This is a genomic window from Bradyrhizobium sp. YR681 (assembly GCF_000282615.1).
GTDB lineage: Bacteria > Pseudomonadota > Alphaproteobacteria > Rhizobiales > Xanthobacteraceae > Bradyrhizobium.
Genome location: NZ_AKIY01000017.1, coordinates 1 through 24358, shown reverse-complemented (window position 1 = coordinate 24358; position 24358 = coordinate 1). Strand labels below are relative to the sequence as shown.

At 62.8% G+C, this 24358-nt stretch carries 27 protein-coding genes and 1 pseudogene; 21 read left to right on the top strand and 7 right to left on the bottom strand.

Annotated features, from left to right (window positions below):
• Positions 1 to 4: 4 nt before the first annotated feature.
• Entirely contained in the window at positions 5 to 268 is a 264-nt protein-coding gene (locus PMI42_RS02375) for a hypothetical protein (RefSeq protein WP_035964294.1), read from the bottom strand.
• A gap of 268 nt (positions 269 to 536) precedes the next feature.
• On the opposite strand from PMI42_RS02375, the gene rocF reads away from it, so the two are divergent.
• The 4 genes from rocF to PMI42_RS02355 all read left to right on the top strand — a co-directional run bounded on the left by rocF (position 537) and on the right by PMI42_RS02355 (position 3880).
• Positions 537 to 1514 carry an arginase gene (rocF, locus tag PMI42_RS02370; protein ID WP_008130224.1) on the top strand — a complete coding sequence of 326 codons (978 nt, stop codon included), beginning with the start codon at positions 537 to 539 and terminating at the stop codon, positions 1512 to 1514.
• A 165-nt stretch (positions 1515 to 1679) separates the two neighbouring features.
• Positions 1680 to 2951 (top strand): sulfite dehydrogenase, encoded by a 1272-nt coding sequence (gene soxC / locus PMI42_RS02365; RefSeq protein WP_008130222.1) that lies wholly within the window; start codon positions 1680 to 1682, stop codon positions 2949 to 2951.
• Positions 2938 to 3480, top strand: coding sequence for a c-type cytochrome (locus PMI42_RS02360; protein ID WP_008130221.1), 543 nt, complete (start codon positions 2938 to 2940; stop codon positions 3478 to 3480). Before soxC ends, PMI42_RS02360 begins: the two co-directional genes overlap by 14 nt.
• A 103-nt stretch (positions 3481 to 3583) precedes the next feature.
• Positions 3584 to 3880, top strand: coding sequence for a hypothetical protein (locus tag PMI42_RS02355; RefSeq protein WP_008130219.1), 297 nt, complete (start codon positions 3584 to 3586; stop codon positions 3878 to 3880).
• Positions 3881 to 3886: 6 nt separating this feature from the next.
• On the opposite strand, the gene PMI42_RS02350 is transcribed toward PMI42_RS02355, so the two are convergent.
• Positions 3887 to 5101, bottom strand: coding sequence for a mandelate racemase/muconate lactonizing enzyme family protein (locus PMI42_RS02350; RefSeq protein ID WP_008130216.1), 1215 nt, complete (start codon positions 5099 to 5101; stop codon positions 3887 to 3889).
• 139 nt (positions 5102 to 5240) lie between these two features.
• Complete coding sequence (locus tag PMI42_RS02345; protein ID WP_008130214.1) at positions 5241 to 6491, bottom strand: NRAMP family divalent metal transporter; 1251 nt, start codon at positions 6489 to 6491, stop codon at positions 5241 to 5243.
• Positions 6492 to 6675: 184 nt separating this feature from the next.
• Here PMI42_RS02345 and PMI42_RS02340 point away from each other — a divergent pair, with 184 nt between their 5' ends.
• Positions 6676 to 7365 (top strand): phytanoyl-CoA dioxygenase family protein, encoded by a 690-nt coding sequence (locus PMI42_RS02340; RefSeq protein ID WP_008130213.1) that lies wholly within the window; start codon positions 6676 to 6678, stop codon positions 7363 to 7365.
• Between the two features lie 39 nt (positions 7366 to 7404).
• Here PMI42_RS02340 and PMI42_RS02335 read toward each other — a convergent pair whose 3' ends face one another.
• Positions 7405 to 8136: a Crp/Fnr family transcriptional regulator gene (locus PMI42_RS02335; protein WP_008130211.1), complete on the bottom strand. Its 732-nt coding sequence runs from the start codon at positions 8134 to 8136 to the stop codon at positions 7405 to 7407.
• Between the two features lie 259 nt (positions 8137 to 8395).
• Between PMI42_RS02335 and PMI42_RS37750 the strand changes: the two genes are divergently transcribed.
• Positions 8396 to 8569 carry a DUF3606 domain-containing protein gene (locus PMI42_RS37750; RefSeq protein ID WP_008130208.1) on the top strand — a complete coding sequence of 58 codons (174 nt, stop codon included), beginning with the start codon at positions 8396 to 8398 and terminating at the stop codon, positions 8567 to 8569.
• Between the two features lie 109 nt (positions 8570 to 8678).
• A complete protein-coding gene (locus PMI42_RS02330) occupies positions 8679 to 8915 on the top strand; it encodes a DUF6894 family protein (RefSeq protein ID WP_008130206.1) in 237 nt (78 codons plus the stop codon).
• Positions 8916 to 8942: 27 nt separating this feature from the next.
• On the opposite strand, the gene PMI42_RS02325 is transcribed toward PMI42_RS02330, so the two are convergent.
• A complete protein-coding gene (locus PMI42_RS02325) occupies positions 8943 to 9128 on the bottom strand; it encodes a hypothetical protein (protein ID WP_008130203.1) in 186 nt (61 codons plus the stop codon).
• Between the two features lie 199 nt (positions 9129 to 9327).
• On the bottom strand, positions 9328 to 9528 hold the full coding sequence (locus tag PMI42_RS37745) for a hypothetical protein (protein WP_008130201.1): 201 nt from the start codon (positions 9526 to 9528) through the stop codon (positions 9328 to 9330).
• Between the two features lie 309 nt (positions 9529 to 9837).
• Between PMI42_RS37745 and PMI42_RS02315 the strand changes: the two genes are divergently transcribed.
• From PMI42_RS02315 to PMI42_RS37740, 6 genes are all read left to right on the top strand, one after another.
• Positions 9838 to 10224 (top strand): response regulator, encoded by a 387-nt coding sequence (locus PMI42_RS02315; RefSeq protein ID WP_008130198.1) that lies wholly within the window; start codon positions 9838 to 9840, stop codon positions 10222 to 10224.
• Between the two features lie 211 nt (positions 10225 to 10435).
• Positions 10436 to 10684 (top strand): hypothetical protein, encoded by a 249-nt coding sequence (locus tag PMI42_RS02310; protein ID WP_008130194.1) that lies wholly within the window; start codon positions 10436 to 10438, stop codon positions 10682 to 10684.
• Positions 10685 to 10809: 125 nt separating this feature from the next.
• Positions 10810 to 11067 (top strand): hypothetical protein, encoded by a 258-nt coding sequence (locus PMI42_RS02305; protein ID WP_008130192.1) that lies wholly within the window; start codon positions 10810 to 10812, stop codon positions 11065 to 11067.
• 477 nt (positions 11068 to 11544) lie between these two features.
• Positions 11545 to 12318 carry a DUF4261 domain-containing protein gene (locus PMI42_RS02300; protein WP_008130190.1) on the top strand — a complete coding sequence of 258 codons (774 nt, stop codon included), beginning with the start codon at positions 11545 to 11547 and terminating at the stop codon, positions 12316 to 12318.
• Positions 12319 to 12525: 207 nt separating this feature from the next.
• On the top strand, positions 12526 to 13158 hold the full coding sequence (locus tag PMI42_RS02295; RefSeq protein ID WP_035964279.1) for an imm11 family protein: 633 nt from the start codon (positions 12526 to 12528) through the stop codon (positions 13156 to 13158).
• A gap of 767 nt (positions 13159 to 13925) precedes the next feature.
• Positions 13926 to 15575, top strand: coding sequence for an AHH domain-containing protein (locus PMI42_RS37740; RefSeq protein WP_008130186.1), 1650 nt, complete (start codon positions 13926 to 13928; stop codon positions 15573 to 15575).
• 149 nt (positions 15576 to 15724) lie between these two features.
• Here the strand turns inward: PMI42_RS37740 and PMI42_RS02285 are convergent, their stop codons facing one another.
• Positions 15725 to 17257 carry an FAD-dependent monooxygenase gene (locus PMI42_RS02285; RefSeq protein WP_008130184.1) on the bottom strand — a complete coding sequence of 511 codons (1533 nt, stop codon included), beginning with the start codon at positions 17255 to 17257 and terminating at the stop codon, positions 15725 to 15727.
• 692 nt (positions 17258 to 17949) lie between these two features.
• Between PMI42_RS02285 and PMI42_RS02275 the strand changes: the two genes are divergently transcribed.
• From PMI42_RS02275 to PMI42_RS37365, 8 genes and pseudogenes are all read left to right on the top strand, one after another.
• Positions 17950 to 18285 carry a hypothetical protein gene (locus PMI42_RS02275; RefSeq protein ID WP_008130182.1) on the top strand — a complete coding sequence of 112 codons (336 nt, stop codon included), beginning with the start codon at positions 17950 to 17952 and terminating at the stop codon, positions 18283 to 18285.
• A 141-nt stretch (positions 18286 to 18426) separates the two neighbouring features.
• The gene (locus PMI42_RS02270) at positions 18427 to 19713 is read left to right on the top strand and encodes a PBSX family phage terminase large subunit (RefSeq protein ID WP_008130180.1); all 1287 of its coding nucleotides are present in this window, start codon (positions 18427 to 18429) and stop codon (positions 19711 to 19713) included.
• A gap of 89 nt (positions 19714 to 19802) precedes the next feature.
• Positions 19803 to 20063, top strand: a complete 261-nt coding sequence (locus tag PMI42_RS02265; protein ID WP_008130179.1) for a hypothetical protein — start codon at positions 19803 to 19805, stop codon at positions 20061 to 20063.
• 37 nt (positions 20064 to 20100) lie between these two features.
• A complete protein-coding gene (locus tag PMI42_RS02260; protein WP_008130176.1) occupies positions 20101 to 20445 on the top strand; it encodes a hypothetical protein in 345 nt (114 codons plus the stop codon).
• A 119-nt stretch (positions 20446 to 20564) separates the two neighbouring features.
• Complete coding sequence (locus tag PMI42_RS02255) at positions 20565 to 21410, top strand: hypothetical protein (RefSeq protein WP_008130174.1); 846 nt, start codon at positions 20565 to 20567, stop codon at positions 21408 to 21410.
• Between the two features lie 78 nt (positions 21411 to 21488).
• Positions 21489 to 22121 carry a portal protein gene (locus PMI42_RS02250; RefSeq protein WP_008130172.1) on the top strand — a complete coding sequence of 211 codons (633 nt, stop codon included), beginning with the start codon at positions 21489 to 21491 and terminating at the stop codon, positions 22119 to 22121.
• 175 nt (positions 22122 to 22296) lie between these two features.
• A complete protein-coding gene (locus PMI42_RS02245; protein ID WP_008130171.1) occupies positions 22297 to 23112 on the top strand; it encodes an Ivy family c-type lysozyme inhibitor in 816 nt (271 codons plus the stop codon).
• 187 nt (positions 23113 to 23299) lie between these two features.
• A pseudogene (locus tag PMI42_RS37365) lies at positions 23300 to 24358 on the top strand (hypothetical protein); the annotation flags it as partial.

Here is a 24358-nt window from a genome sequence, read left to right as displayed (position 1 = left end):
GCTCTTACCGGCGCCGCCGCGTAACCGCAACACCGAACAAGAAAGCGATGAACAGGCTGGCAAGCGGCGCTTCGCGCGTGATCGCAGCGACCGTCGCGAGTGCCCCTCCAGGCTTTCGCGATTCCTCGAGGGCAGACGTCAGGCGATCGACTGCCGAATGCAGGCCTCCTGCGACCTCACCGATCGTCTGGGAGACGTCGGTTGCAGCATCAATCGCACGCTCGGCCAGGCCGGGCTGGGTGGCGGATTGCGGAATCTCCGTGCTCAAGTTCATAAACTCCGCGTTTGATGGAATGGATGAGGCCGGTACCTTTGGCTATCCGCGCGAGCGCTCGTTTTGAACAGCGGGTCGAACGACCTTTGGCTATCCGCGACAGGCGCCGTTTTGAACGGCGGGTACCGGCCTTGCAGAGAAAATGCGGTGGGCGGGCTTTGGTTCCGGCGGGAGGGCTCTCCTCGCTGCGAAATCCCCGTGAAACGACGGATGCGAATCTCTGTTAGGCTGGCTTGGCCTTGCTGATCTCGGGAGACAAGCCGTGACCGATCGGACCATGACGGATCGAGCCCGGCGCATCGCCTTGCTCGGCGCTCCCATCGACATGGGAGCCTCGCAGCGCGGCACCCTGATGGGCCCGGCGGCGCTGCGCACCGCCGGCCTTGCGACACTGCTCGAAAGCCTGGATCTGGAGGTCGTCGATTACGGCGATCTCTCCGTGGCCGAGGTCAGGGACCTTGCCGACGAGCCGCCCGAGAAAGCCAACCACTATCGCGAAATCCAGCGCTGGACACGCGTGCTGAGCCGCCGAGGCTATGAGATCGCGAAAACCGGAGCGCTCCCGATCTTTCTCGGCGGCGACCACACGCTGTCGATGGGCTCGGTCAATGCGATGGCGCGCCACTGGCGGGAGCACGGACGCGAGCTGTTCGTGCTCTGGCTGGATGCGCATGCCGACTACAACACGCCGGAAACCACGATCACGGCGAACATGCATGGCATGTCGGCGGCGTTCCTGTGTGGCGAGCCGGGGCTCGATGGCCTGCTCGGCGACGACCCGCGGGCGTCGATTGACCCTGACAGGCTCGACCTGTTCGGTGCGCGCTCGATCGACAAGCTCGAAAAGGAATTAATGCGCGCGCGCCGGATCAGGGTCGTCGACATGCGCCAGATCGACGAGTTCGGGGTCGCCGTGCTGATCCGCCGCGTCATCGAGCGCGTCAAGGCCAGCAACGGCGTGCTTCACGTCAGCTTCGACGTCGACTTTCTCGATCCCTGTGTCGCTCCGGGAGTGGGCACGACGGTGCCGGGAGGGGCGACCTACCGCGAGGCGCACCTCATCATGGAGCTGCTGCACGATTCCGGTATGGTGGGATCGGTCGACATCGTCGAGCTCAATCCGTTTCTCGACGAACGCGGCCGCACCGCGCGGACCGCGGTCGAGCTGATCGGGAGCCTGTTTGGCCAGCAGATCACCGACCGCCCGACACCCAGCAACGCGATTGCTCCTGGTGAGTGAATCAGGCGGGTGGTGTTTGTGCGCTGCAAGGGAAAGGAACTGCTCTGGCCGCCGGCCGATTTAGATCAGCCCTGATCGGAATCGCCTGCTTTTGAAACAGCTGCGAATTGCAAATGCGGTCGCCGGACTGTTTGATGCGGGCTCAGCGCCAGCCGAGGGCCCGCAATGAGCAGCACGATCCGTCCCGACGATGATCCCGTGAAGACCACTCGCCGCCGCTTCCTGACGGCCGGCACGGCAGCGGTCGGAGGCGCCGCCGTTCTTGGCGCTAGCGCAACTGCTGCGGAGACCGACAACCTGCCGCCGAATGTTCCCGAATGGATGAAGGCGCCGGGCGAGCCGACGGGAGGCCAGCTCTATGGCGCGCCCTCGCCCTTCGAGAAGGGCATCGTCAGGAACATCTCGAAGACCCTCAAGCAATACATCTCCGCGTCCAGCCGATCGCCCTTGCAGGACCTCGACGGCATCATCACGCCGAATGGGCTATTTTACGAGCGGCATCATGGCGGCGTTCCCACCATCGATCCGGCGCAGCACCGGCTCATGCTTCACGGTTTGGTCGAGCGCCCCCTGATCTTTACCATCGACGATCTCAGGCGCTTCCCGTCGGAATCGCGCATCCACTTTCTCGAATGCTCCGGCAATCCCGGCTACAGCAAGCCCTATGGCAAGACGGCATCGGACCTCGTGGGCCTGGTGAGCTGCGCGGAATGGACCGGCGTCAGCCTGAAGCTGGTGCTTCAGGAAGCCGGATTGAAGCCGGAGGCCAAATGGGTGGTCGCAGAAGGCGCCGATGCGGCCGCGCTGACGCGAAGCATCCCGATCGAGAAGTGCCTCGAGGATGCCATGCTGGTTTACAGCCAGAATGGCGAGCGGCTGCGACCGCAGCAGGGCTATCCGCTGCGGCTGTTCCTGCCGGGCTTCGAAGGCAATATGAGCGTGAAGTGGCTGCGCCGCCTACATGTGACCGCCGATCCGGTTTATTCGCGCGAGGAGACTTCGAAGTACACCGACCTGCTGCCTGACGGCACCGCGCGCGAGTTCTCCTTTTACATGGAAGCGAAGTCCATCATCACGCGGCCCTCGGGCGGCCAACGCCTGAGCGCGCCCGGTTTCAACGAGATCACAGGCATCGCCTGGAGCGGACACGGCAAGATCGCGCGCGTCGAGATATCCGTCGATGATGGAAAGAGCTGGCAGGACGCGCGATTGCAGGAGCCGGTGCTGACGCGTGCCCTGACGCGCTTCCGTTTGCCGTGGCAATGGGACGGCAGACCCGCGGTGATTCAGAGCCGTGCGATCGACGAGACGGGCTACGTACAGCCGACGCTGGCCGAACTGCTTGCGGTGCGCGGCGAAAACTATTTCTACCACAACAACGCGATCTGGCCCTGGCGCATCGCGGCCGACGGCGAGGTGACCAATGCGCTGGCGTGAGATTTGCGGTGCTGGCTTTGCAATCGTGCTGTGTGCCCTCGCGAGTGGAGCGCGGGCGCAAAATCCCTACGGCATTGGACACCCCGCGACGGCTGCGGAGATCGCGGGCTGGAATATCGACATCGGCCGCGACGGCAGCAATCTGCCGAAAGGGAGTGGTTCAGTTGGCCACGGCCGCGACGTGTACGCCCAGCAATGTGCCTCGTGTCACGGCGATAAGGGCGAAGGCGGGTTGGGTGATCGGCTCGCCGGTGGGCAGGGTACGATCGGAACGCCGAAGCCGATCCGCACCGTCGGCAGCTATTGGCCTTATGCGCCGACGCTGTTCGACTACATCCGGCGCGCCATGCCGCAGAACGCGCCGCAGTCCTTGAGCGATGAGGACGTCTATGCCGTGTCAGCTTACATTCTCAATCTGAACGGGCTGGTGGGAGCGGACGCAACGCTCGATGCGAAATCGCTCGCGGCGATCAAAATGCCGAACCGGGACAGGTTCGTCGGCGACGCGCGCCCGGATGTGGGCAAGTAAACGCATAGTGATGATCGGGTTCCGCGCCATGGCTTGGAACTTGCTTAAGCGAACGGTGGAACTCGCGGGACGCATGTGAATTAACCCGCGAGAGGAAAAAACTATGGGTTCTTCGATGCCAGCTGATCGCTTCGCAAACTCCATGTCCTCGGCGCTTCGCCATCCCGGTGTGATTGCGTTGATCATAGCCGGCCTGACGATTGCTGCGATGCTGATCGTCGATCACGGACCGTGGAGCCGGGCCAAGACGCAGCCGGCTCATGTCGCAATGTTCGCGACCACGGGCGAGGCCGCGCATGCGGTTGGCGCCAAGGTGCTTCCGACCGAACAGAAATCGCCGGTCGAGCCGGAGCGGCCGGGGCCGAAGACGTCCCCGACCGTCAATCCCGTGACGCCGTAATCCTCGTCAACTCCTGCGTCCGTAGTTGAGGAGCCCGCCGCTGGTCTTTGGCGGATGCGCGCGGATCGCCTCCTCGTTCGGCTCAGTGCCCCAGCCCGGCCGGTCGGGAACGACGAGATGGCCGCTCTCGATTTCCGGCTCATGCGTGAAAAGCTCGCGATCCCACGCCAGACGGTCGATGTCGATCTCCATGATACGCAGGTTCGGCACCGCGGCACAGAAATGTGCGTTCATCATCGAGCAGAGATGGCCGTAGAAATTGTGCGGGGCGACGTTGACCTCGAAGGCTTCCGCGGCGGCCGCGATCTTCATCGACTGCCAGACGCCGTTCCAGGGCGTGTCGATGATCGCGACGTCGATCGCCTGCTCGTGGAAATAGGGCAGGAATTCTCGCAGGCCCAACAGCGTTTCGCAGGACGAGATCGGATGCGGGCTTTGCCTGCGGATGTAACCCAGCGCCTCTGGATTGAAGCTGTCGATCTCGATCCAGAACATGTCGAGGTCCGCGATGGTGCGCAGGATCTTCAGATAGCCTTCGGTCTTGGCGTTGAAGTTGCAGTCGAGCAGGATATCGACGTCGGGTCCCGCGCCGTCGCGGATCGCTTCCAGATGCATGCGCAGGTCGCGCAGGATTTTCCGGTCGACATTGATCTCGGGCGCGAAGGGCGAGCCGAAGCCGGGCCGCCAGCCGGTCGGCTTGCCCTCGTCATAGGAGAAGATGTTGGTCTTGAGCGCCGTGAATTTCTTCTCGCGTACCTCGCGTCCCATCGCCCTGACGCCGTCTAGGCTTTCGATCGGCGGCTTGTACCAGGAGGGATGATTGATCCGCCAGGTCGCGCAATGCGACCAGTAGACCCGGATGCGATCGCGGATCTTGCCGCCGAGCAGCTCGTAGCACGGCACGCCAAGACACTTGGCCTTGGCGTCGAGCAGCGCATTCTCGATCGCGCCGAGCGCCTGCGCCACCACGCCGCCGGCGGCAGGGCGGGTGGCTGCGAACAGCTCGGCGTAGATGCGCTCGTGCTGGAGAACGTTTTGTCCGACGACGCGGGCGGACAGACGCTGGATCGCGGCGCCGACGCCGGGCGACCCAAAGCCTTCGTCAAACTCGCTCCAGCCGACGATGCCATCTTCGGTCGTCACCTTGACGAAGTGGTAGTTTCGCCAGCCGGCATCGCAGGCGAGGATTTCGAGACTCGTTGCTGTTGATGATTTGGTCATGTCGCTCCCTGCTCGCCCGGCCGGGCTTCTTTTTCGTGGCCCGATCTCAGGCCGGGCCCGACCGCATTGTTAAGCCAAGCGCGGAGCGGCGGGAAGGGCAGCGATGCAACGCGGTAGCGCGTCTGAAGCAGCGCTTGCCTCAGCCGATCATGGACGAGCCGAGCAGCGCGAGCACGGCCAGCGCCATCAGCGCGGTGCCGAGCCAGCCCAGAGCGATCAGCCACGACCGGGCCCTGAAGCGGCCCATGATCTTGCGGCTCGAGACGATCAGCATCATCATCGCCATGATCGGCACGGCGACGATGCCGTTCAGTACCGCGCTCCAGACCAGCATGTGGATCGCGCTGATGCCGGTGAATCCGAGCCCGAAGCCGATCGCGGTTGCGGCCGCGATGATGGTGTAGAAGCCGACGGCCTCGTCGGGTTTGGCCTCGAGCGTGGCGTGCCAGCCGAAAATCTCCGCAACGCCGTAGGCGGCCGAGCCCGCCAGCACGGGGATCGCGAGCAGGCCCGTGCCGATGATGCCGAGCGCAAACAGGGCGAACGTGAAGTCGCCGGCAAGCGGCCGCAGCGCCTCGGCGGCCTCCGTCGCCGAACCGATGTTGGTGACGCCATTGGCGTTCAGCACGGCGGCCGTGGTCAGGATGATGAAGAACGCGATGCCGTTGGACAGCAGCATGCCGAATATGGTGTCGGCCCTGATGCGCGCGATCTCGGGATCGCCGCCGCGTCGGGTCTCCTCGCGCAGCGGCCGGTCGCGCTTGCCCTGGTTCATCTCCTCGACCTCCTGTGAGGCCTGCCAGAAGAACAGATAGGGGCTGATGGTGGTGCCGAGCACGGCGACCACCATCATGAAATAGTCGGCGCTCACATTGGCCTTCGGCCACACCGCGGCAAGCAGCGCCGTGCTCCACGGAATCTTCACGGTGAAGGCGGTTGCGACATAGGCGAACAGCGCCAAAGTGAGAAATTTCAGCACCGGCGAGTAGCGCCGATAGGGCAGAAACACCTGAAGCAGGGTCGAGCCCGCCGCGAAGATCAGGGCATGCTCGTGGTTGAGGCCGCCGATGACGAGCGAGAGCGCCTCGGCCATCGCGGCGATGTCGGCGGCGATGTTGAACGTGTTCGCGGCGACCAGCAGGGCGACGAGCGCCAGCACCGTCCATCGGGGCACCAGCTGCATGATGTTGGCGGCGAGCCCCTTGCCGGTGACCCGGCCGATCTGCGCGCTTACGAGCTGAATGGCGATCATGAAGGGCGTGGTCAGAAACACGGTCCAGAGCAGCCCGTAGCCGAATTGCGCGCCGGCCTGGGAATAAGTGGCGATGCCGGACGGATCGTCGTCGGCAGCTCCGGTGACGAGGCCGGGACCGAGCCGTTGCAGCAGCATCGGCCCGGACTTCGTCGGCGCGTCAGCGCGATCGTGCTTGCCGGGAGGGTGGTCCGATCGGTTCGACAGGGCTGGTCTTCCGGATTTGCGAAATCAGCTTCTAAGCGCCAGCATGGCCGTAAAGTTCCAAACTCGGCCAGCGCCGTCCCCTTGCGATTGGCACGTACAGGTTGTACGGAGCGTCATGAGCCATTGTCAGACGCTTACACCGGTCGCTTCCCTGCAGACCCGGCAGGCTGCCGATCTCGATCGCGAGGGTTATCTGCTGCTGCGGAGCGTCGTTCCGGTGCCGTGGCGCGATGCGCTGCGCGCCGCCTTCGACGCGGGCGTGGGGGGCGGCGACCAATGGGCTGCGCCGCGGGGCGTCGGCTGGCGCCACGCTCTCGTCGATCTGGATCCGACGGTGCAGCGGACCTGCCGCCTGCCTCCGTTGCTGGCGGCGGCCGCGCAGATGCTGGGCGGTCCCTTCTTTCTCACCCAGGTCGAGGGTCGTGAGCCGCTGTTGGGCGGCGGCCATCAGCCCCTGCATCGCGATGGCGCGGGCATGAAGGCCGTCGCCGCGCTCGTCTTCCTCGACGATTACGGGCCGGACAACGGCGCGACACGGCTCGTCCCGCGTGCGCTGGACCGCGGCGAGCCGGACGAGCTCCGGTCGCTGGTCACGGCGGGTGAGGCGGGAGACATCCTGGTGTTCGACGCCGATCTGCCACACGGGGCGACTTGCAACCGGTCCGGCGCGCGGCGTCGTTCGCTGCTGCTGAGCTTCATGGAGGAACGCAGCCGGGCGGCGATGGAGGCCTGCCGCGCCATTCGCAACGTGCGGATGGACACGAGCGAGGTGTTTGTCCCCTGCGCGGAAAGTCCGGCAAGCTGACGGCGTGAACCGCCGGTTCTCCCAGCGATCGCCGTCAGCTCAGGACGATGGCGACAGATGCAGATAGCGTCCGTCGAACTGCGCCAGCTCCTGGAGCTTGTGCTCGTTGAGAATGCGCACCGTTCCGCGCTGAAGCTCCAGCACCCCGGCGATGCGGAGATCGCGCAGGATGCGGTTGGTGTGAACGCTGGTCACGCCCATGGCCTCGCCGAGCTGCTCCTGGGTCAGCGGCAGGGCGAACATGTCGTCGATGACGCGGCCGGCGAGGCGTAGCCGCTCACGCAGCTCGACGATCAGATGGGCCAGCCGGCTGGTGGTCGAGCGCTGGCCGACATTGACGATCCACTCCCGCGAGATGGCGGCGTCCACCAGCGTGTCGCGCCAGAACATGTTGCCGACGCCCGGCCGCTGCGCGATGAGATCCTTCAGCGCCTTGTGGCCGATGAAGGCCAGCGTGCAATCGGACAGCGCGACGAGGTCATGGTCGACGGTCGCATAGTGCAGGTTTTGCAGATTGGGAAGGTCGCCGGGGATGTGGATCGACAGGATCTGCCGCTTGCCGTCGGCGATCGTCTTGGAGCGGACGCAGAAGCCATCGACGATCAGGCAGCAATCGCTTGGCTGTTCGCCGTCGCGCAGCACGGCCTGGTTCTCGCCGTAATGGCGCAGCGCGATCGGCAGCGCCGCCAGGGCCTGCAGGTCCTCCTGGCCGGCGCCGGTCGTGGTTCGCAGGCGCTCGAACAGCGGCGCCCAGGTCTTGTCGGTTGTCACGCGTACTGGCCCCCCGCGCGACGAATCGCGCGGAGGGTGAAAAAGCACAATCCCGGGCTGCTGATCACAACAAAGGTTAAACGGCGGCGCGGCGGTGTCTCAACATTGTGGACGATGGGTTGCCGGAAACGGCGCACCCAACAAATGTTAAGTCGGGGCGTGAGGTGGGTTGCGGTGGGCGAAACGTCCGGATGATCGGCCCGCTCAGGAACGGCATGGCCATTGCGGGGTTCTCCGTCCCGGAACGAGGATCAGCCGCATGGACAATCTGACGAAACGTGAGCAGCCCGACCGCAGCAAGATCAACATGCACGAAGCCTTCGAGGTGAAGTACTGGACCCACGCGCTCGGCGTGTCGAAGGAGCAGCTGCAAAGGGCCGTCGACAAGGTCGGCAATTCCGCCGCCGCCGTTCGCAAGGAACTGGCGGCATAGCGCGTGCAACGCCGGCTCGGCACAGCAGGGTTGCGCCCGCCCGGCTCCTGATTAGGAACGGACGCCTCGCGCCACCGGTTGTCCCGCATTGCCCGACGAGGACGCCCGCATGACGCGATATTTCTTCGACATTCAGAGCGGCCGCGACTGCTTTGCCGACGAGGAGGGGCTCGAGCTGCCGAACCAGAAGGCGGCCGAGATCGAGGCGATGCAGACCCTGCTCGGGATCGCGCGGGACTCGATTCTCGGCGACCAGCGGCCCGACATGTCGGTCGAGGTTCGCTCGGCGACCGAACGGCTGTTCTGCGCCGCCCTGGTCTATCGGACGCCGGGCACGCGGCAATGAGCCGCCGGCGCAGGCGCGGCGAGGTGGCTACCTGATGCTGACGAACATGCCCCAGGCTGCGGCCAGCGCCGCGCCGGTGAAGACGACCACCGGGTTCTCGCAGAACGCGCTGCCATAGGTGCATACGTCCGCGCCGAACTGGCCGAGCTCGTGATGCGCCGCGGAGTAGAACAGTCCCGACAGCAGCAGCAATGCGGCGGCGACGTAGTACATCGCACATCTCTCCTCAGAACGAATGTGTGCCAACATGGCGCGGAGAGATTTCAGTTCGCCGAATCCGCTTCACTGCATTTGGATAAAGTTTGATACGTCGGGCAAAGCACCGGCGCCGCGGCAACGGCTGTGCTGTTCGTGCACGCGCCGTACGTCACCGCGATCGGGCCCAAGGCGCTGAGTTTTCCGTTGAAGTGTCCTATTCGGGCGGTTGCAGCCCGGGCGATCTCAGCCACTCGCTCATATGCGAGCCAGTTTCAGCCTGCCTGGCTTTGCGCAGAAGGGCTTCACGCTCCGCACCGTGCGGAAGCTTGTTGGCTTGCTCTCTCAGGCCTTCTGCTTCTACGGCAAGGCGCTCCTCGATGGTTTGGGTTTGCTTGAAACGACGGCGCTCAGGCATGACACGACCTCGTCTTGCGGGTCCTAACCGTGCGGTTAGAGTTTCCGCCGAGCGTAATATGCGGAAGGGCAGCCTTCTGTTCCAAAGTGGACATTTCAAATCAGCCCCGCGTGATGTCAAACCAGGCCACAGAGGTCGGAATCAGAGCCGGTGCCCGGCACCCCCCACGGTTTTAACCCTCGGTTGGCTCAGTCGAATTCGAGGTGCCCGGATTATTTCTGTGCACTTTTGCACACTTCCTGCGGAACCATTATCCCCTGGCCGCGTGTACCCGCGCCGCTGTTATGGCGGCGCGCGGGGAGTTACCGAATGGCGGGCCAACTGCTTATCCTGGTCGTGGAAGACGATTCGGATATTCAAAATATCGTCCAGGAATGCCTGAGCGACGGAGGATTCGAAGTCGTCATGGCTTCGACTGGCGAGCGCGCCATCGAGCTGCTGGATGTTGCCGGCGGCAAATACCGGGCGCTTGTCACGGACATCAATTTGCGTGATGGCGGGGTCGACGGATGGCACGTCGCACGGCACGCCAGAGAAATCGACCCTGACTTTCCCGTCGTCTATATGAGCGGAAAGGACGCCGACGATTGGGCATCACAGGGTGTCCCCCACAGCATCATGTTGGCGAAGCCGTTCGCGCCCGCGCAGCTTGTCACCGCCGTTTCCAGCCTCCTGAACGCGGGGTCGCAGACCTAGCCGGGGACGAAACATTCCTGAAACGATCCTGAAACCCGATTGTCCTGAACGCCTGTTCCGCTTGGCTCGACCAACCAAGCGAAAAGGAGATCATCATGATCCAGATCGGTTCGAAGGAAGAAGTCGCATTTTTGCTCGCGTTGTTCGGCACCCACACCCAGCCCGTCAAGAAGCCGAAGCCGAAATCCTCCCGCGGGTGAGGGATGAGCCCATGCCCGGTTTGGCCGAATGCCAGAGCCTGCTGCGGCTCCTGATCGCGAGGGGCGATCCGAAGGCCATCCCGCAGGCCAAGGGCGCCATCGATTCCTTCCTGAACACCGCACCTGACAGCGCCCGCGGGCGCGGCCTGCGGGTGCTCCAGCGCGATGCGCTCGACCTGCACGTCGCCGCGGTCGGCGTGCAGCGCTCCTTTGCGGAGACGGTGGACGCCTATATCGAGCGCAAGCTGGCGGAGGAATGAGACGCGGTTCCCCGCTGCGCCTGGTCGCGTGAAGGGCGCGAGGTCCTAGGTCTGGCATCGCTCTTGCTGCATGAGGTCTTAATCCCGGCCCGGCCGTTCGGGCTGATCCAGATTGAGGCGATCCCATGCAATCAACGTCCCGTTTCGAAGCGACCGCGTCCCTGCAACTCCATGCGCTGATTTCCGACCTGAACTGGCGGATCCAGATGCTCGAGGGCGACATCCTTGAGGAGGAGCGCGCCACCGGGAATGCCGACCCCGGCAGTGCCACCTATTCCATGCTGGCCCAGACGCTGCGCGCGCGCCGGGACAATCTGCGGACCTCGGTTGCCCTGCTGGAGGCGCGGATCGAGCGGAAGGTGGAATTGTCGCGGGCGGCGTAGCCGCCGCCGGTCGCCATCGTCGCGGCTTCAGCCGCGGCGAAGCGGCCTGGAAGGGCGGCGCCGGCCTCGGGAAGGTCGGGCGCAGGCCCATGCGCGCCGGGGCAACTTCGGTTTATCCTCAAAAAAGAGGTTGACCCGTCGGGCAAAACACTGGCAGAATGCCATCATCGAAGAAAGTTTGGTTCGGCCCGCGCGGAGTGATCCGCCGCGGGCTTTTTGTTACCGGAAACGCCCCTCTCTCCTTCAGAGAGGATTTCGCGATCGGCCCGATTATGAGCATGGACGAACAGTCTCTCTCGTTGCTCAGCTCCTCGTGCGGATTACCGCAGTCCCTTGCAGTCTCATGCAGAACACCCAAAGAGATCAAGCGCAGGGCAGGCGCATATTGACAGTGTTCTTGATTTGTTCCATTTAAGGTAGCGTCTCAACCTTTGGGCGAATTGCAGTTTTACGTTAGAGCATCCTTGGGGACGGCCGATGAGTAAGTCTTTCCTTGCTTTGGTCTTGTTGGAATCCGCTGCAACTCCCGACATGGTCGCGCTGACTGAGGCTATTCGTAAGCGCCATCCCCAACTTCCCGTAGGTCTAGACGAGACTGGCGAGGACGGAGCTCGCCGAGATTCGCCGCTCATCCACTGTGGCAATGAACTCGTTGCCGTGATGGCGATGCCGGCGCCTATCCCGGACGATCCGGGCCTGTGGTCGCGCGCTTCCAGGGCGTGGCCGGAGGGTAAGGCGATTGCGGAGCGGCACCGAGGGCATCTGATCGTTTCGGTGCTCGGTCAAAACCAGCGACCGCTGCCGACTGCTCGTCTGATGACTGCTGTCATCGGCGCATTGATTGCTACGATGCCGCAGTGCTGCGCCGTGGTCTGGAATGGAAAGGTGGCGCGACCGTCCGATCTGTGGTTGGACTGGTCCAGCCGATCGTTTGCACCGTACCCCGACTATCCCTCCTCGTTGTGGGTCGACATACTGCCGTTCCGATCAGCGGCGGGTATTGGCGCAGTAACGATGGGTCTGTCAGCTTTTGCCGATCGTGAAATCGAGTTCGAGACCCGCAGGCTGACACTCGCCACCTTGATCGACAAGGTGGACGGTCTTGCTGTCTATCTGGTTGAGCACGGACCTGTGGTCAAAGACGGTGATACGTTCGGTCGCGACTCGCGCGAGCGCTTCACGGTCCGTTACAGGAATTCCGATCGATTCGAGAGGTTGCCCGTTTTTTTCTGCGCTGACGGTCCGGCATAATTGAGTTTGGTGATACGCTGAAGTGACTTGCGTGTGTCACATTCAGGGCCGATCGTTTGACACGTCGGGCAAGACAGGGGCAGGGTGGCATGATCAAAATGAATTCGGATGGAGCCCGCGGGATATCGCGGGCTTTATTGTTGGGCCATTGGTCTTAGGGCCTTTACGTGGCGTCATTGCGGGCACGATGTTCCGCGGGGCTCAGTCATGAGTGATGAAGGTGAAACCTCTATTGCGAAACGATCCAGGGCGCGAAAGCGCCGTTACTACGAAATGGGTCCCGACTTCGGCGTAGGCGGCAAGCCGGGCTATTGGCTCGAAGACGAAAGTATTCTTCCTCCCTACAAGGTCTTCCGTCTGCCGGCTTCTACCGCGCGTGCACCGTTTGTGTTTGATAAGTCGATAGGCAGTTTGCCGTACGACCTCGAGCCTTACTATGGCTGGTGGTTGATTTCGGATCGGACAAAGGTGCTCTTTGAAGCGCTGGATCCGGAGGCCTTCGTGTTTGTACCATGCGATGTGCGCGTACCGCAGGGTAGCTATCATGGACCAGGCTATTGGCTCTGCGATGTTGTTAGAGTTCTCGACGCCCTGGATGAATCGCAATCACGCCTGATCATCCGGACTGAAGACGATCCTCGCTCTCTCAAATTTGGAAAGAAGGTCTATTTGACCATGCCAGGCTCCAAACTTGTCTTCACGGAGGCTGCAATCGGTGAAGCCCATATCTTTCGTATGGCTCATAGCGAGTCGGACGTCATATGCGATCAAGAGATGAAGGATGCCTGCAAGGCGGCAGGTCTCAAGAGAATACGGTTTGATAACGTCTCAAAGCTTTGAGCCAGCCTGGGCTCGCCGGGTGCAATGCGGCTCGACTTTATGAGGGGCGATGCGTCAACTTAACGAGTTGGACGAAGCTCGCGTGGTTCGGTTTAGCGGGCGATGCTTGCGGTCGAGCGAGCAGAAAATCTGCAACTCTTTGACAAAATTACGAGTATCTTGGATTGCCTCACCGTCGAAAGCTCGTGCGGCACGGCGATCACTGTGCGACTGCGATCGTTACTCGAATAGTATCTAGCTGTGACTTTTCGACGGTCCATGCACATTTGCGTACAGATCGACGCTGCGGGTTGACCTTGGCTACACTGCAGCGAGAAACCCGAAGATCGTGCTGTCGATCCTTCTCGCGAAGCACGATCAGTATCGACGCGACTGGCCGATGAAGGTGGCTTGCGCAGCCGGCTTGCACTGGTTCTTGATTGCGGCTCTCGATCTGCGCCATTGCTCCTTTCTGGAACAGTAGTTCTACATATTCGGCGTTGATGGCGACTTTGACGCCGATGCTTTCTTCGAAGGATCTGGATCACTAGCAGAAGGGCCCTGCTCTCGGCCGACGGCTGGTCCGGTGTTCTGCGAGCCGTGCACTTCGCAAGCAATCTGACTTGGCGTTTCCTCTACAAGACCGAGCATATCGGAAGCACCGCTATCCGAACTTGACGAACTTGAACGCGAATCGGCCGCCGTGGTCGGGCTCGCTCGCATCGACACGTCTCCAAAGCAGATTTCATCGGCGCACCTCCCAATGAGCCCGCATCTCGTGAGGGTACATGTCAATTCTCGATGACCATCATATTATCCCTGAGCGTTTTCGCAATCACCAGGCCTTTCGCGGTATCGACAAGCAAACCTTCGATATCGATTCGCCCGCCAACCGCATCTACTTGCCAGGGGATCGGGCTGTGGCAGCAGAATTGAATGCTCCGCCGCATCCCAGCCGGCACACGTCTTCTTATATCAAGGCCGTCTGCAAAAGACTTAATGAGATCGCAGAAATTGAGAGTCCAAGTAATCGAATGGCTGAGATAAACACGCTCATCGATGCAATGCGTGTCGGGTTTGCCAACGGGGATCTCAACACCAATGTGCCGTTTGATAAAACGCGCGATGAAGTTGATCGCGGTATCGCGAAGGTTTTGACGAACGACAAGGCCTATATCGGTCAGCACCCAGTTAGGCTGAGAGCAATCAGAGACCTCCAGCAGAGAGGTGTGGATGCCGGCTTGGACCATCTGATTAAATGGCTGCTCTATCTGGATGATCCGCAGAAGCAGAAACAGCTGGACGAGATAATAAAGCGAAATCCCGAGGTCAACATAACCGCAGGCAATAAGGACTTGCAGGGAACGCCGTGGGGACCCAAGTTCGCAACGCTCGATCCTTCCTTAAATAATCTTCGCATACCTGGCTCGACTCCGGTCGACCCTGCTGACTTTCCGCCGCCGTCGGGCTCCACGCTGCCCTCTCTCGGTGCCCTGAGCGGAACGGAAGGGTTTACGCGGAGCGATCCGCGCTTCTCAAGCGGAATCCCGGCCTTTCCGGCGTTAGGCGGAGATGAGCGGCGGCTTGGTCAATTGCCTCCCAGCACGGCCGTGCCACCGGAGCCGCAAGAGTTGCAGTTCCATTCCGAGACAAGCGATTTACTCAGGTTTACTGATGGTTCGCCAACGCTGGGGCCGAATCCATACAAGATGCGTTCTGATCAGAATGACGGTCCAGCGGTTCTCGGCGGATTAGCAATATTTGCGGCGGCAATGGCGGTACCTGCATTGATGCCACTGTTACCGGTATTATTACCAATGGCGACTCTTGGGCTCATTGGAGCAACGGCCGCTAGCGCGAAACCGACTGGCAATGCTGGCGAGAGAGAGACTATTTCCGAAGCTCCTTCTCTCCATCCATTTGATCCGGCCCAGGACGCATTGAATATCGATGGTCATCCGTTCGGGGCGCGTTCCGCGGCAGCGCAAGTTCCGAACGGCTCGTTCGATCAAGGGCCGATGCGGGCCGGCACATTTGCGGATCGCTTCGGAAGCTGGGCTGATACGCCGGCCGGCGCCGTGCCTGCCCCGAATGGGCAAGAAGTGTCGGTCCCTCCTGCTGCGGAAGCTGCCGCACCGCAAGACGTTCGCCGTCTCACCCGCTTGAACACGTCTAACGCGGGTAGCGTCTTCACGTCGGGGAGCGCGCCTGTTCCATATCTGCCTTCCACTGAATTCAACGATCGGTTTGGCAACTGGATTACGTCGACAGCTAGCGGCTGGCCTTCGCAGGCGAGCAAGCCGATCGGTCCGCTTGGGGATGAGCCGAGCTACATCATACCGCCGCCGATCTTCGGAGTAGATGGCACAGGCAATCCGCGCAATGATGGCGAGGAGTGGTTCTCGCGCTGGATACGGCCGTTGCTTCCGCCGGAGTGAAGGTTGATGACGGAGCCGTGCGTATGCCGTTCGAGTTCGCTCGATTGACACGTCGGGCAAAACACTGGCAGAATGGCATCATCGAAAGAGTTTTGATCAAGCCCGCGGGATGCCGCGGGCTTTGTTTGTTTCGGTCGTCGTGAGACATGCTACGCCGCAGCCGGTCCGAACCAGGTACTCAGCGCATCCGCAAGTCCGTGCTGGCCGTCGTTTCCCACCCAGGCCACATGCCCATCGGGCCGCACCAGCACGGTTTTGGGCGCCGCGACCTCTCCGATGGCCGGAAGCTGCCACGGGCCGTCAGTGGCGGCATCGATGAGGCTGACGCGATCTGCCCAGGGCGCGATGTCGATGCCGCGGGCCTTGCCGAAATCGAGCAGCACGCCGCGCGCACCGTGCAGCAGCGTGAAAAACTTCAGTGGCTGTCCTTCGACCGTCAGGTCGAGATCGGGCATGCGCCGTCCGAGCAACGGGTGGCCGTCGCCGCAATCGTAGCTGATATCGAGGCCGCTCATCATCGCGCCAAAGCGTTGTCGCGGCTCGTCCATGCCGAGCAGCTCGGCGATGACGTCGCGCGCGGCCGCGAGGCCCTCGCTGGCGCGGCGGAGCAGGGCGATCTGCGCCATGGTGTTGCGCAAAGTCCGCGCGGCGACGGGATGGCGCTCGGCATGGTAGCTGTCCAGCAGGCTGTCTTGCGAGGTGCCCTTGACGACCTGCGCCAGCTTCCAGCCGAGATTGACCGCGTCCTGCAGGCCGGTGTTGAGGCCCTGGCCGCCGACGGAGTGATGAATATGCGCGGCATCGCCGGCGAGCAGCACGCGTCCCTTGCGATAGGACGCAGCCTGCCGGCTCGCGTCCGTAAAGCGCGAGATCCAGGTTGGATTTTGCAGGCCGAAGTCGGTGCCGTACACGGCCCTGAGCGCGTTGCTGAGATCGGCCAGCGTGGGATCGCCGGTGCGGTCGAGCGTGGCTTCCGTCACGACCACCAGCACGCGTCCGCTCTCGGTCTTGCTGAGGCCGTGAAAACCGAGCGCGTCGTGACGCAGGCCCCATGCCGGCGCCTCGCGCATCTCGACCTCCGCCATGAGGTTGCTGAGCGTCGGACCGGAGCCGACGAAGTCGATGCCGGCGGTCTTGCGCACCAGGCTGCGGCCGCCGTCGCAGCCGACCAGATAGTTTGCCCGCAACGTCTCGCCGCCGGACAGCACGACATCGACGCCGGTCTCGTCCTGGGCGAAGCCGGTCACCTCGGCGTTTCGATAGACCGGCACCGCGAGCTCCTCGGCCCATTCGGCGAGGATGCGCTCGATGTGGCTCTGCCGCAGTGCGAGGCCGTAGGGATGCCGGGTCGGCAGGTCGCCGATGTCGAGCCTGGTCCAGGCGAAGCCTGTGAGCTGGACGATCTGTCCTTCGCGCAGGAAGCGTTCCGCGACGCCGCGCTGATCGAGGATCTCGATGCTGCGCGCGTGCAATCCGCCGGCGCGCGTTCCGGTGAGTTCCTGATCCGCGCGTCGCTCAACGACGGCGACGTCGACATTCGCGAGCGCGAGCTCGGCGGCCAGCATCAGCCCGGTCGGACCGCCGCCGGCGATGATGACGGCATGGTCTGTCGTCGCCGGGTTCTTCGCGCGGATGCCTTCAGTCTGGCTGCGCGCACGGGACGTCGGAAGCAGGACAGGCATTCGTGACCCCTCGGCTTGTTGTCGGGTCCGGGGTTCTACGCGATGGTCGGGGACTTGAAGCAAGCCCCTTGCGCACCACATATTGAGTTGGGAGGAAGGGCTGCTCTCTTCGCGCTCGATTGACACGTCGGGCAAAACACTGGCAGAATGGCATCATCGAAAATCTGGTTCGGCCCGCGCGGAACACTCCGTGGCGGGCTTTTTCATGTCGACGATCGATGGTGCCCGGCTTCCAGAAAGCCTGTTGCCGATCTAAGTTCGTAAAAAACGAAATAACGGTTGACCCGTCGGGCAAAACACTGGCATAGTGGCATCATCGAAAAGTTCGTAACACCCGCGCGGGACACATTCCGCCGCGGGTTTTTTCGTACCCAGTTTGCGGAATCGGACGGTGGCCACGCAACACGGCCACGCACTCAGCTGATACGCGTTCAGGCAGCGCCGATCGGCGTGCCGCCGTCCGAACCATTGCTGGCCGTGCACGCGCGAACGTGCCGGCTCGCGGTGCGAGCGCCGTTCGCTCGCGCCGCTGCGGTCTCCGGAGACACGGAGATAGGGTTCGCGCCCGAAACGATCGCGCCTCATTCGCGATCTGCCGCGCATTTTTTCTGTCGGGGAGAGACGATGACCGCCTATCTGATATCGCTCGCGCTCGCGGGCCTGGTCGCAATCGTGCTGTGGGAGATGTTGTCTTGATCGAGGAGATGGAGATTGCGCTTGTGCGTGAGCCGGTCCGCGCGCCTGCGCGACGGAAGACGTCCAGTGCGCGCACGCTGACCGAAATCCGCTCGCTGGCGCGCAGCCACACCAGGACGGCGCTCAGGGTGCTGGTCGGCATCATGCGCAGCGACGACGCAACGCCGGCCGCGCGCGTCTCGGCCGCCAACGCGATCCTGGATCGCGGCTGGGGCAGGGCGGCGCAACCGGTCGAGAACGGCGAAGACGGCGTGCTGGAATTGATCCACCGCATCGAGCGGATCATCGTGTATCCCGGAAGCGCAAGCGATGATGTTGCGTCCGATCCATGACCGACGTTAGCCGGCACAGGCACGTTGCACGCAAGTGCTGCAACAAGCGGAGGCAACGCGGAATACCAACAACGAAGACTGGTCCGCAATGTGGCGCAGGCGCATAGGCCTGCCCTGGCCTGGGGCGAGCGAGCGCATCCATTGTCCATCCTGAAAATTCCGACCGCCAAGATATTCGAACCACTGCTCAAGCCAGCGCGCTACAAGGGCGTCTACGGCGGGCGCGGCTCGGGCAAGTCGCATTTCTTCGGCGAACTCCTGGTCGAGACCTGCCAGGCCGATCGCGGCACGCTCGCGGTCTGCATCCGCGAGGCGCAGCGGACGCTGGCGCAGTCCTCGAAGCGGCTGATCGAGGGCAAGATCGGCAGCCTCGGTCTCGGCCATGGCTTCAGGCTCTTCAGCGACAAGATCGAGACGCCCGGCGACGGGCTGATCATCTTCCGCGGGGTTCAGGATCACACGGCCGACTCGATCAAATCCCTGGAGGGGTTTCGCATCGCCTGGATCGACGAGGCGCAAAGCCTGAGCGCACGCAGCCTCGCGCTGCTGCGGCCGACGATCCGCGCCAGGGACTCCGAGCTGTGGGCGAGCTGGAACCCGCGCCGCAAGAGCGATGCGATCGACGATTTCCTGCGCGGGCGCCAGCCGGAGGGGGCTGTGGTCGTGAAGGCGAACTGGCGCGACAATCCCTGGTTTCCCGATGTGCTGGAGGAGGAGCGGTTGCTCGACCAGAAGCTCTATCCGGAGCGCTACGATCACATCTGGGAGGGCGAGTATGCGCGCGCCTTCGAGGGCGCCTACTTCGCCTCGCTGCTATCCGAGGCGCAGGCGCAGGGGCGGATCGGCAAGGTCGCGGCGGATCCGCTGTTGCCGCTGCGCGCCTTCATCGATATCGGCGGCGCAGGCGCTGCGGCGGATGCGTTCGCGATCTGGATCGTGCAGTGGGTCGGGAACGAAGTTCGCATTCTCGATTATTACGAGAGCGTCGGCCAGGTGCTGGCATTTCACGTCAACTGGCTGCGCTCGCGCGGCTACGACAACGCCGTCCTCTACCTTCCGCATGACGGCATCGCCGCCAACAACATCACCGGCAAGCGCTATGAGGATCATCTGCGCGAGGCCGGCTTCACGGTCGAGCCTCCGGTGAAGAACCAGGGGCCGGGCGCGGCGATGATGCGGATCGAGGCGCTGCGGCGACTGGGACCGCAGCTCTGGTTCAACAAGGACACGACGGAGCCCGGCCGCGAAGCGCTCGGCTTCTATCACGAGCGCAAGGACGAGGCGCGCGATATCGGTCTCGGCCCCGAGCACGACTGGTCGAGCCATGCCGCGGATGCGCTGGGATTGATGGCGATCTGCTACGAGCAGCCGGGCAGGGTATCGGCGTTCAACCGGCCAATCCGCTATGCCGAGCAGGGCTGGGTGTGAGTAACGAGCGGGTCGCGATAAAACCTGGGGTTGACGATGTTCTTGTTATGTTCTATGGAGTGTAGTCTCTACCGCTGCGCGAGTTTGCGATGTCGGCGTTCAAAATACTGGTCGACCTGATCGGATACGCGGTGGCCCGAGCCGTCTTGCCGTTCCTCTCCTTTGGACGGATCTATGTTGAGCCCTTCAATGCGGTCTCACAGCCGTTGCGATGGCCGTGTTATCGCCGTGACGCGAATGGACGTTTCGAATTGCGACAGGGGGCTGCCGGCTGGATCGGATTTGGGATTTGTATCCTCGTGCTGCTGGCCGCGGCGTTGGCCATCTATACCGCTTTCGGACGGGCCTGAGGCGAGACGCGATCGCGGATGACAGGAGGCAAGGGGCGTGAAGTTCAATCGAGGTGGCCTGATCTGCGTTGGCCTCTATGCGTCTTATGTTCTGTTCATGCTCGCCGTGGCCTATCTCGCGCTTGACGGCAAGACGCGTGGATTTTTTCTGGCACTCAGCGCTCTTCCCGGCTGGTTGGTCGTTGGAGCCATGCCGGAAGCGCCGATGGAGTGGCTGCTCGTCAACTATTATCCCGTCGTTGGCGTCGGCGTGTATCTCGTGAGTTTCGCCGTCGCTTATTTGTCCGGATGCATCCTCGAGCAGATCATCATCAGCATCGCGCCGACGCTGAGGCGTATCGATCATTGGTGGTTCGACCGCGTCCGCGGGGACGATCGATGAGTCCTGGTGCCTGATCGACGGGCTGGCCGCACCGCCGGCGCGCCTTTCGATGAATGAAACGTCCCTATTCCAGTGCGCCGGGGCTCCGCGGGGGCAGGCGCCGAGTTCAGGAGCGATCGATGCCGGATCGACATGCGCTGACAATTCAACTCAATCCGTATGGGGTCGGTCATGCGGCCGTCACCCTGACCGATCCGTCGGGGCAGACCTACGCAGGCTTCGGTCCGGGAAAGCACAACATGCCGATCTGGCCCGGCAAGCTTGACGTCCATACCGTTCCAACGGGAACGACGTCGCTGCCTTCTGATTTCTCCAATGTGTTCGGCGAGGACCATCGGACCTATACGGTGCCGATCACCGCAGAACAGGCACGCGCCGCGCATGCCGAGATCGATCGCATCGGCCGCGAGGGACGCTGGTACAACGCCTTGAAGCTGGATCCCCGCGTTTGTACGACGATCGTGGATCGCATCATGCGGGCAGCCGGCGTAAATGCGGGACTCTATGTGCTTCCCGGGATCAACGATGAGTATCTCTCCGATATTGCCGACACGCTGGCGCGCGATCCAAAAGCGAAGGTCATGCGACAGCACCCGCTGCCGATCCCGGACGCGCTCCGCGATCTCCAGCGGGATTACGCCTATATCGGCGGCGGATACGATACGCCTTCGGAGCGTGTGCGACGCTTGCCACCCGCTCAAGGCCGTGACGATGCGGCGCAGCCGGATCAGGGTGCGTCGTTTGCAGAGAGGTTCGGCCGCTGGATGGCATCCCCGACCGGAAGCGCGCCTGCTCGCGATACGCTCGAGGACAACGCTCCCGATGCGCCCGGTGCCGCACGTCGCAGCGACATGCGCAGACTGACCCGGCAGGCGGCTCCGAACGCGGCGGACGTCTTCACAGCAGGCACTTCGCCAGTGCCCTACCTGCCGTTCTCTGGATTCAACGAGCGAATTGGCGGGTGAGGCCATTCAAGTTTGCCGCGCTCGATTACTGCGTGCCCGTTCGCTGCCGCGAACAAGTGCTGATCCGAAAGGTGGTCCATGGCCAAAATGTCGATCTCCGAAGTCAAGGCGATGCTCGCCGCCGAGAAGGCAAATGCGCTCGCCGCGATGTCGGCGGCGCGGCTTGCCGAGGAGCGGGCGGACGCGATGGACTATTACCTTGGCGACATGCGCAAGGACATGCCGGCGCAGGACGGCCGCTCGCGCGCGGTGTCGACCGACGTCGCCGATACCATCGAAGGCCTGATGCCGTCGTTGATGGACATCTTCGCCGGCTCCGATGAGGTCGTGCGCTTCGAGCCGGTCGGCCCCGAGGACGTCGCGGCCGCGCAACAGGAGACGGACTACGTCAATCACGTCTTCATGCAGCAGAACGGCGGCTTCATGGTCCTCTATTCCTTCATCAAGGACGCGCTGCTGTCGAAGGCCGGAATCGTCAAGGTCTGGTGGGAAGAGCGGGAGGAAGAGAGCCGCGAGACTTACTACGATCTCACCGACGACCAGTTCGCACTGCTCGCCCAGGATGTCGCGGAATCGAACGGTGCGATGAAGATCGTGGCGCATACGGTGCATGACATGACCGATCAGAAAAATATGTCCCAGACGATGCCCTTGGGCGCCAAGGCCGCGGCGAACCGGGAGGCCACCGACGGCGCTTTGGCCTCGTCTTGAGGGCGACGGGTCTGCTCACCGGGCTCCTCTTCGCGTTTGACTACGGGGAAGCATTTGCAAGATGATGAACGTGGGGATCGTTGTGCCGGGGCCTGCCGACCTCGCCGCAGGTGTACGAGCATGTGCCACCTATGGTAGTGATGTCCCACGGTGTGGAGCGTTTGAGGGAGTAAGCATGCGGCGGCAGTTTCGTTGGATCGTGATGGCGGCGGCCCTGGTGACGATGTGTGTCGCGTACTCGCCTGCAATGGCGATCGGTTATCTGTCCGGGGTCTTGAACAAGCCGGCCTATGTGCAGACGTTGACGAAGCTGCTCGACGACGCGCCGGCCTGGACTCGGGAAATCCTCAAGAGGAACGGTGCTTATGCGAGTAGCGTTCGAATCACCACGGACATTGCCGGAACCAGCTACGAGCTGTTTGGCATGTGCGTGAGCGTGGCAAAGTGCAGCGATACCTCAATTGTTGTCATGTTTGCCCCGAACGCCACGCAGGCGTGGGCCGGGCTCAACGAAAAGGGAGTCGTGTCCTTCCTGGGATCTCCAAGTGATGCGCAGCAGGCGGTGCTGAAACGACAGCTATATGTTGCAGAGCCTCCACCGAAGGTGACGACCCCCTTTCTGTTCGACGTGCTCAAGAAGCCGGCCTACGCGCAAGCGTCGAAGATTCTGGTCGAGCATGCCGGCAAGCTGCCGCGCTGGGCCCGTGATGTTCTCGCCCAGAATGATGTTGCTTACAACAGTACCCCGGCCGAGCTGGTGGACATTGACGGGGTCACGTACGAGGTGTTCACGGTCTGCGCTAAGGAATACAGTTGCGCCAACACCCACCTGGCCGTCATGTTTGCGCCGAACGGCACCCAGGCGTGGGGTGTGCTCGTCCATGAGGGGGTGATGTCCTACCTCGGTGCGCCGAGCGGTGCGCAGGCCGCGGTGATGAGAGGGGAGCTCGATCCTGACGACCGCAAGTGGGGAGTTCCTGCTGGCAAGTAAGGGGATGAAGTTGCAGCGCGGGAAACCTCTACAATGGTGTGACGGTTCCTGGCTCGATTGCTGATCGACGATCGTTGACGAGATCGAGGCTCGGCTGCGCTTTGGTGCGGCTGGTGCAGGGAAAATTTCAATCGCTGGAATTGAACAGCGGTCCTCTCGGGCCGCTGTTCTCGTTTGTGGGGACCAGATGGATATTCATGACAAGATCATTTCAGCCGAGAGCAGCGGCGATCTGAAGAAGGCGAACAACCCGAACAAGACCTCGAGCGCACTCGGGCTCGGGCAGTTCATCAACGGGACCTGGCTTGATATGATCAAGCGCTACCGGCACGACCTGGCGAAAGACAAATCCGACGCGGAGATTCTCGAGCTTCGGAAAAACGCCGACCTTTCGAAGGAGATGACGGCCAGGTATGCGGCAGAGAACGGAGCGAGGCTTCGTCGGGCCGGCGTTCCCGTCACGCCGACCTCGACCTATCTCATGCACTTTGCCGGCCCGGGCGGCGGTGTCAAACTGATGAAGGCAGATCCGAATACGCCGGTGGAATCGATCCTCGACGACAACGCCATCCAGGCCAATCCTTTCCTTCGTGGCAAGACAGCCAGTTGGGTCATAGCCTGGGCAAACAAGAAGATGGCAGATGCTGCACCTCAGCCCAAGCAAGGGGGTGAGCAATGGGGTGCTGGAGCCCAACCGATTCGCTCTCTCGCGCAGACGCAAGCCGTGGAGCCGGCGTTCGGGGCGACGAGTTGGCCGGAGCGTCCTGCCTCGCCAAATGTGTTGTCGCCGGATGCCGCCCGGCGCATTGGCGGAGCGCCAAGAACCGCGCCGATCCCCTTTGTCGACGGAACGATACGTGCCCAACAGGCGCTGGACAACTCGCCTCCCACCTCAGGAGCCGCGCCTTGGGACCTCTCAGATCGCTTCGGCAATTGGAGCGGTCTGGGTAATGTACGCGGACCGGCGACATCCGGCAGAAGTGGCGCCCTTAGCCGAACTGACGGTGGAAATGGTCTTGGTGCGAGCGATTTCGCAGCGGTGCAGCGGACGACGACCTCCGGGACGAGTGGCGGCACGTCTTCGTTTCCATTCGTGCGGTTTCCGCTCGAGGCACTTCTTGCCCCTGAGCCCAGTCGCGGATTGAACGACTGGGCTTCGTCCGTGCGCACGAGAAGCGTGCCCTCGGCTGCGCAAAGTGCCGCTAACGGCAGCCTGGCAGACCCGATCGCGGCCGCCGCAGCGATC

Excerpts from the sequence above, each read along its gene's own strand:
- soxC (WP_008130222.1), top strand. The coding sequence starts at position 1,680 with ATGAGCAGCACGATCCGTCCCGACGATGATCCCGTGAAGACCACTCGC.
- PMI42_RS02360 (WP_008130221.1), top strand. The coding sequence starts at position 2,938 with ATGCGCTGGCGTGAGATTTGCGGTGCTGGCTTTGCAATCGTGCTGTGT.
- PMI42_RS02355 (WP_008130219.1), top strand. The coding sequence starts at position 3,584 with ATGGGTTCTTCGATGCCAGCTGATCGCTTCGCAAACTCCATGTCCTCG.
- PMI42_RS02350 (WP_008130216.1), bottom strand. The coding sequence starts at position 5,101 with ATGACCAAATCATCAACAGCAACGAGTCTCGAAATCCTCGCCTGCGAT.
- PMI42_RS02345 (WP_008130214.1), bottom strand. The coding sequence starts at position 6,491 with ATGCTGCTGCAACGGCTCGGTCCCGGCCTCGTCACCGGAGCTGCCGAC.
- PMI42_RS02340 (WP_008130213.1), top strand. The coding sequence starts at position 6,676 with ATGAGCCATTGTCAGACGCTTACACCGGTCGCTTCCCTGCAGACCCGG.
- PMI42_RS37750 (WP_008130208.1), top strand. The coding sequence starts at position 8,396 with ATGGACAATCTGACGAAACGTGAGCAGCCCGACCGCAGCAAGATCAAC.
- PMI42_RS02330 (WP_008130206.1), top strand. The coding sequence starts at position 8,679 with ATGACGCGATATTTCTTCGACATTCAGAGCGGCCGCGACTGCTTTGCC.
- PMI42_RS02325 (WP_008130203.1), bottom strand. The coding sequence starts at position 9,128 with ATGTACTACGTCGCCGCCGCATTGCTGCTGCTGTCGGGACTGTTCTAC.
- PMI42_RS37745 (WP_008130201.1), bottom strand. The coding sequence starts at position 9,528 with ATGCCTGAGCGCCGTCGTTTCAAGCAAACCCAAACCATCGAGGAGCGC.
- PMI42_RS02315 (WP_008130198.1), top strand. The coding sequence starts at position 9,838 with ATGGCGGGCCAACTGCTTATCCTGGTCGTGGAAGACGATTCGGATATT.
- PMI42_RS02310 (WP_008130194.1), top strand. The coding sequence starts at position 10,436 with ATGCCCGGTTTGGCCGAATGCCAGAGCCTGCTGCGGCTCCTGATCGCG.
- PMI42_RS02305 (WP_008130192.1), top strand. The coding sequence starts at position 10,810 with ATGCAATCAACGTCCCGTTTCGAAGCGACCGCGTCCCTGCAACTCCAT.
- PMI42_RS02300 (WP_008130190.1), top strand. The coding sequence starts at position 11,545 with ATGAGTAAGTCTTTCCTTGCTTTGGTCTTGTTGGAATCCGCTGCAACT.
- PMI42_RS02295 (WP_035964279.1), top strand. The coding sequence starts at position 12,526 with ATGAGTGATGAAGGTGAAACCTCTATTGCGAAACGATCCAGGGCGCGA.
- PMI42_RS37740 (WP_008130186.1), top strand. The coding sequence starts at position 13,926 with ATGTCAATTCTCGATGACCATCATATTATCCCTGAGCGTTTTCGCAAT.
- PMI42_RS02285 (WP_008130184.1), bottom strand. The coding sequence starts at position 17,257 with ATGCCTGTCCTGCTTCCGACGTCCCGTGCGCGCAGCCAGACTGAAGGC.
- PMI42_RS02265 (WP_008130179.1), top strand. The coding sequence starts at position 19,803 with ATGTCGGCGTTCAAAATACTGGTCGACCTGATCGGATACGCGGTGGCC.
- PMI42_RS02255 (WP_008130174.1), top strand. The coding sequence starts at position 20,565 with ATGCCGGATCGACATGCGCTGACAATTCAACTCAATCCGTATGGGGTC.
- PMI42_RS02250 (WP_008130172.1), top strand. The coding sequence starts at position 21,489 with ATGGCCAAAATGTCGATCTCCGAAGTCAAGGCGATGCTCGCCGCCGAG.
- PMI42_RS02245 (WP_008130171.1), top strand. The coding sequence starts at position 22,297 with ATGCGGCGGCAGTTTCGTTGGATCGTGATGGCGGCGGCCCTGGTGACG.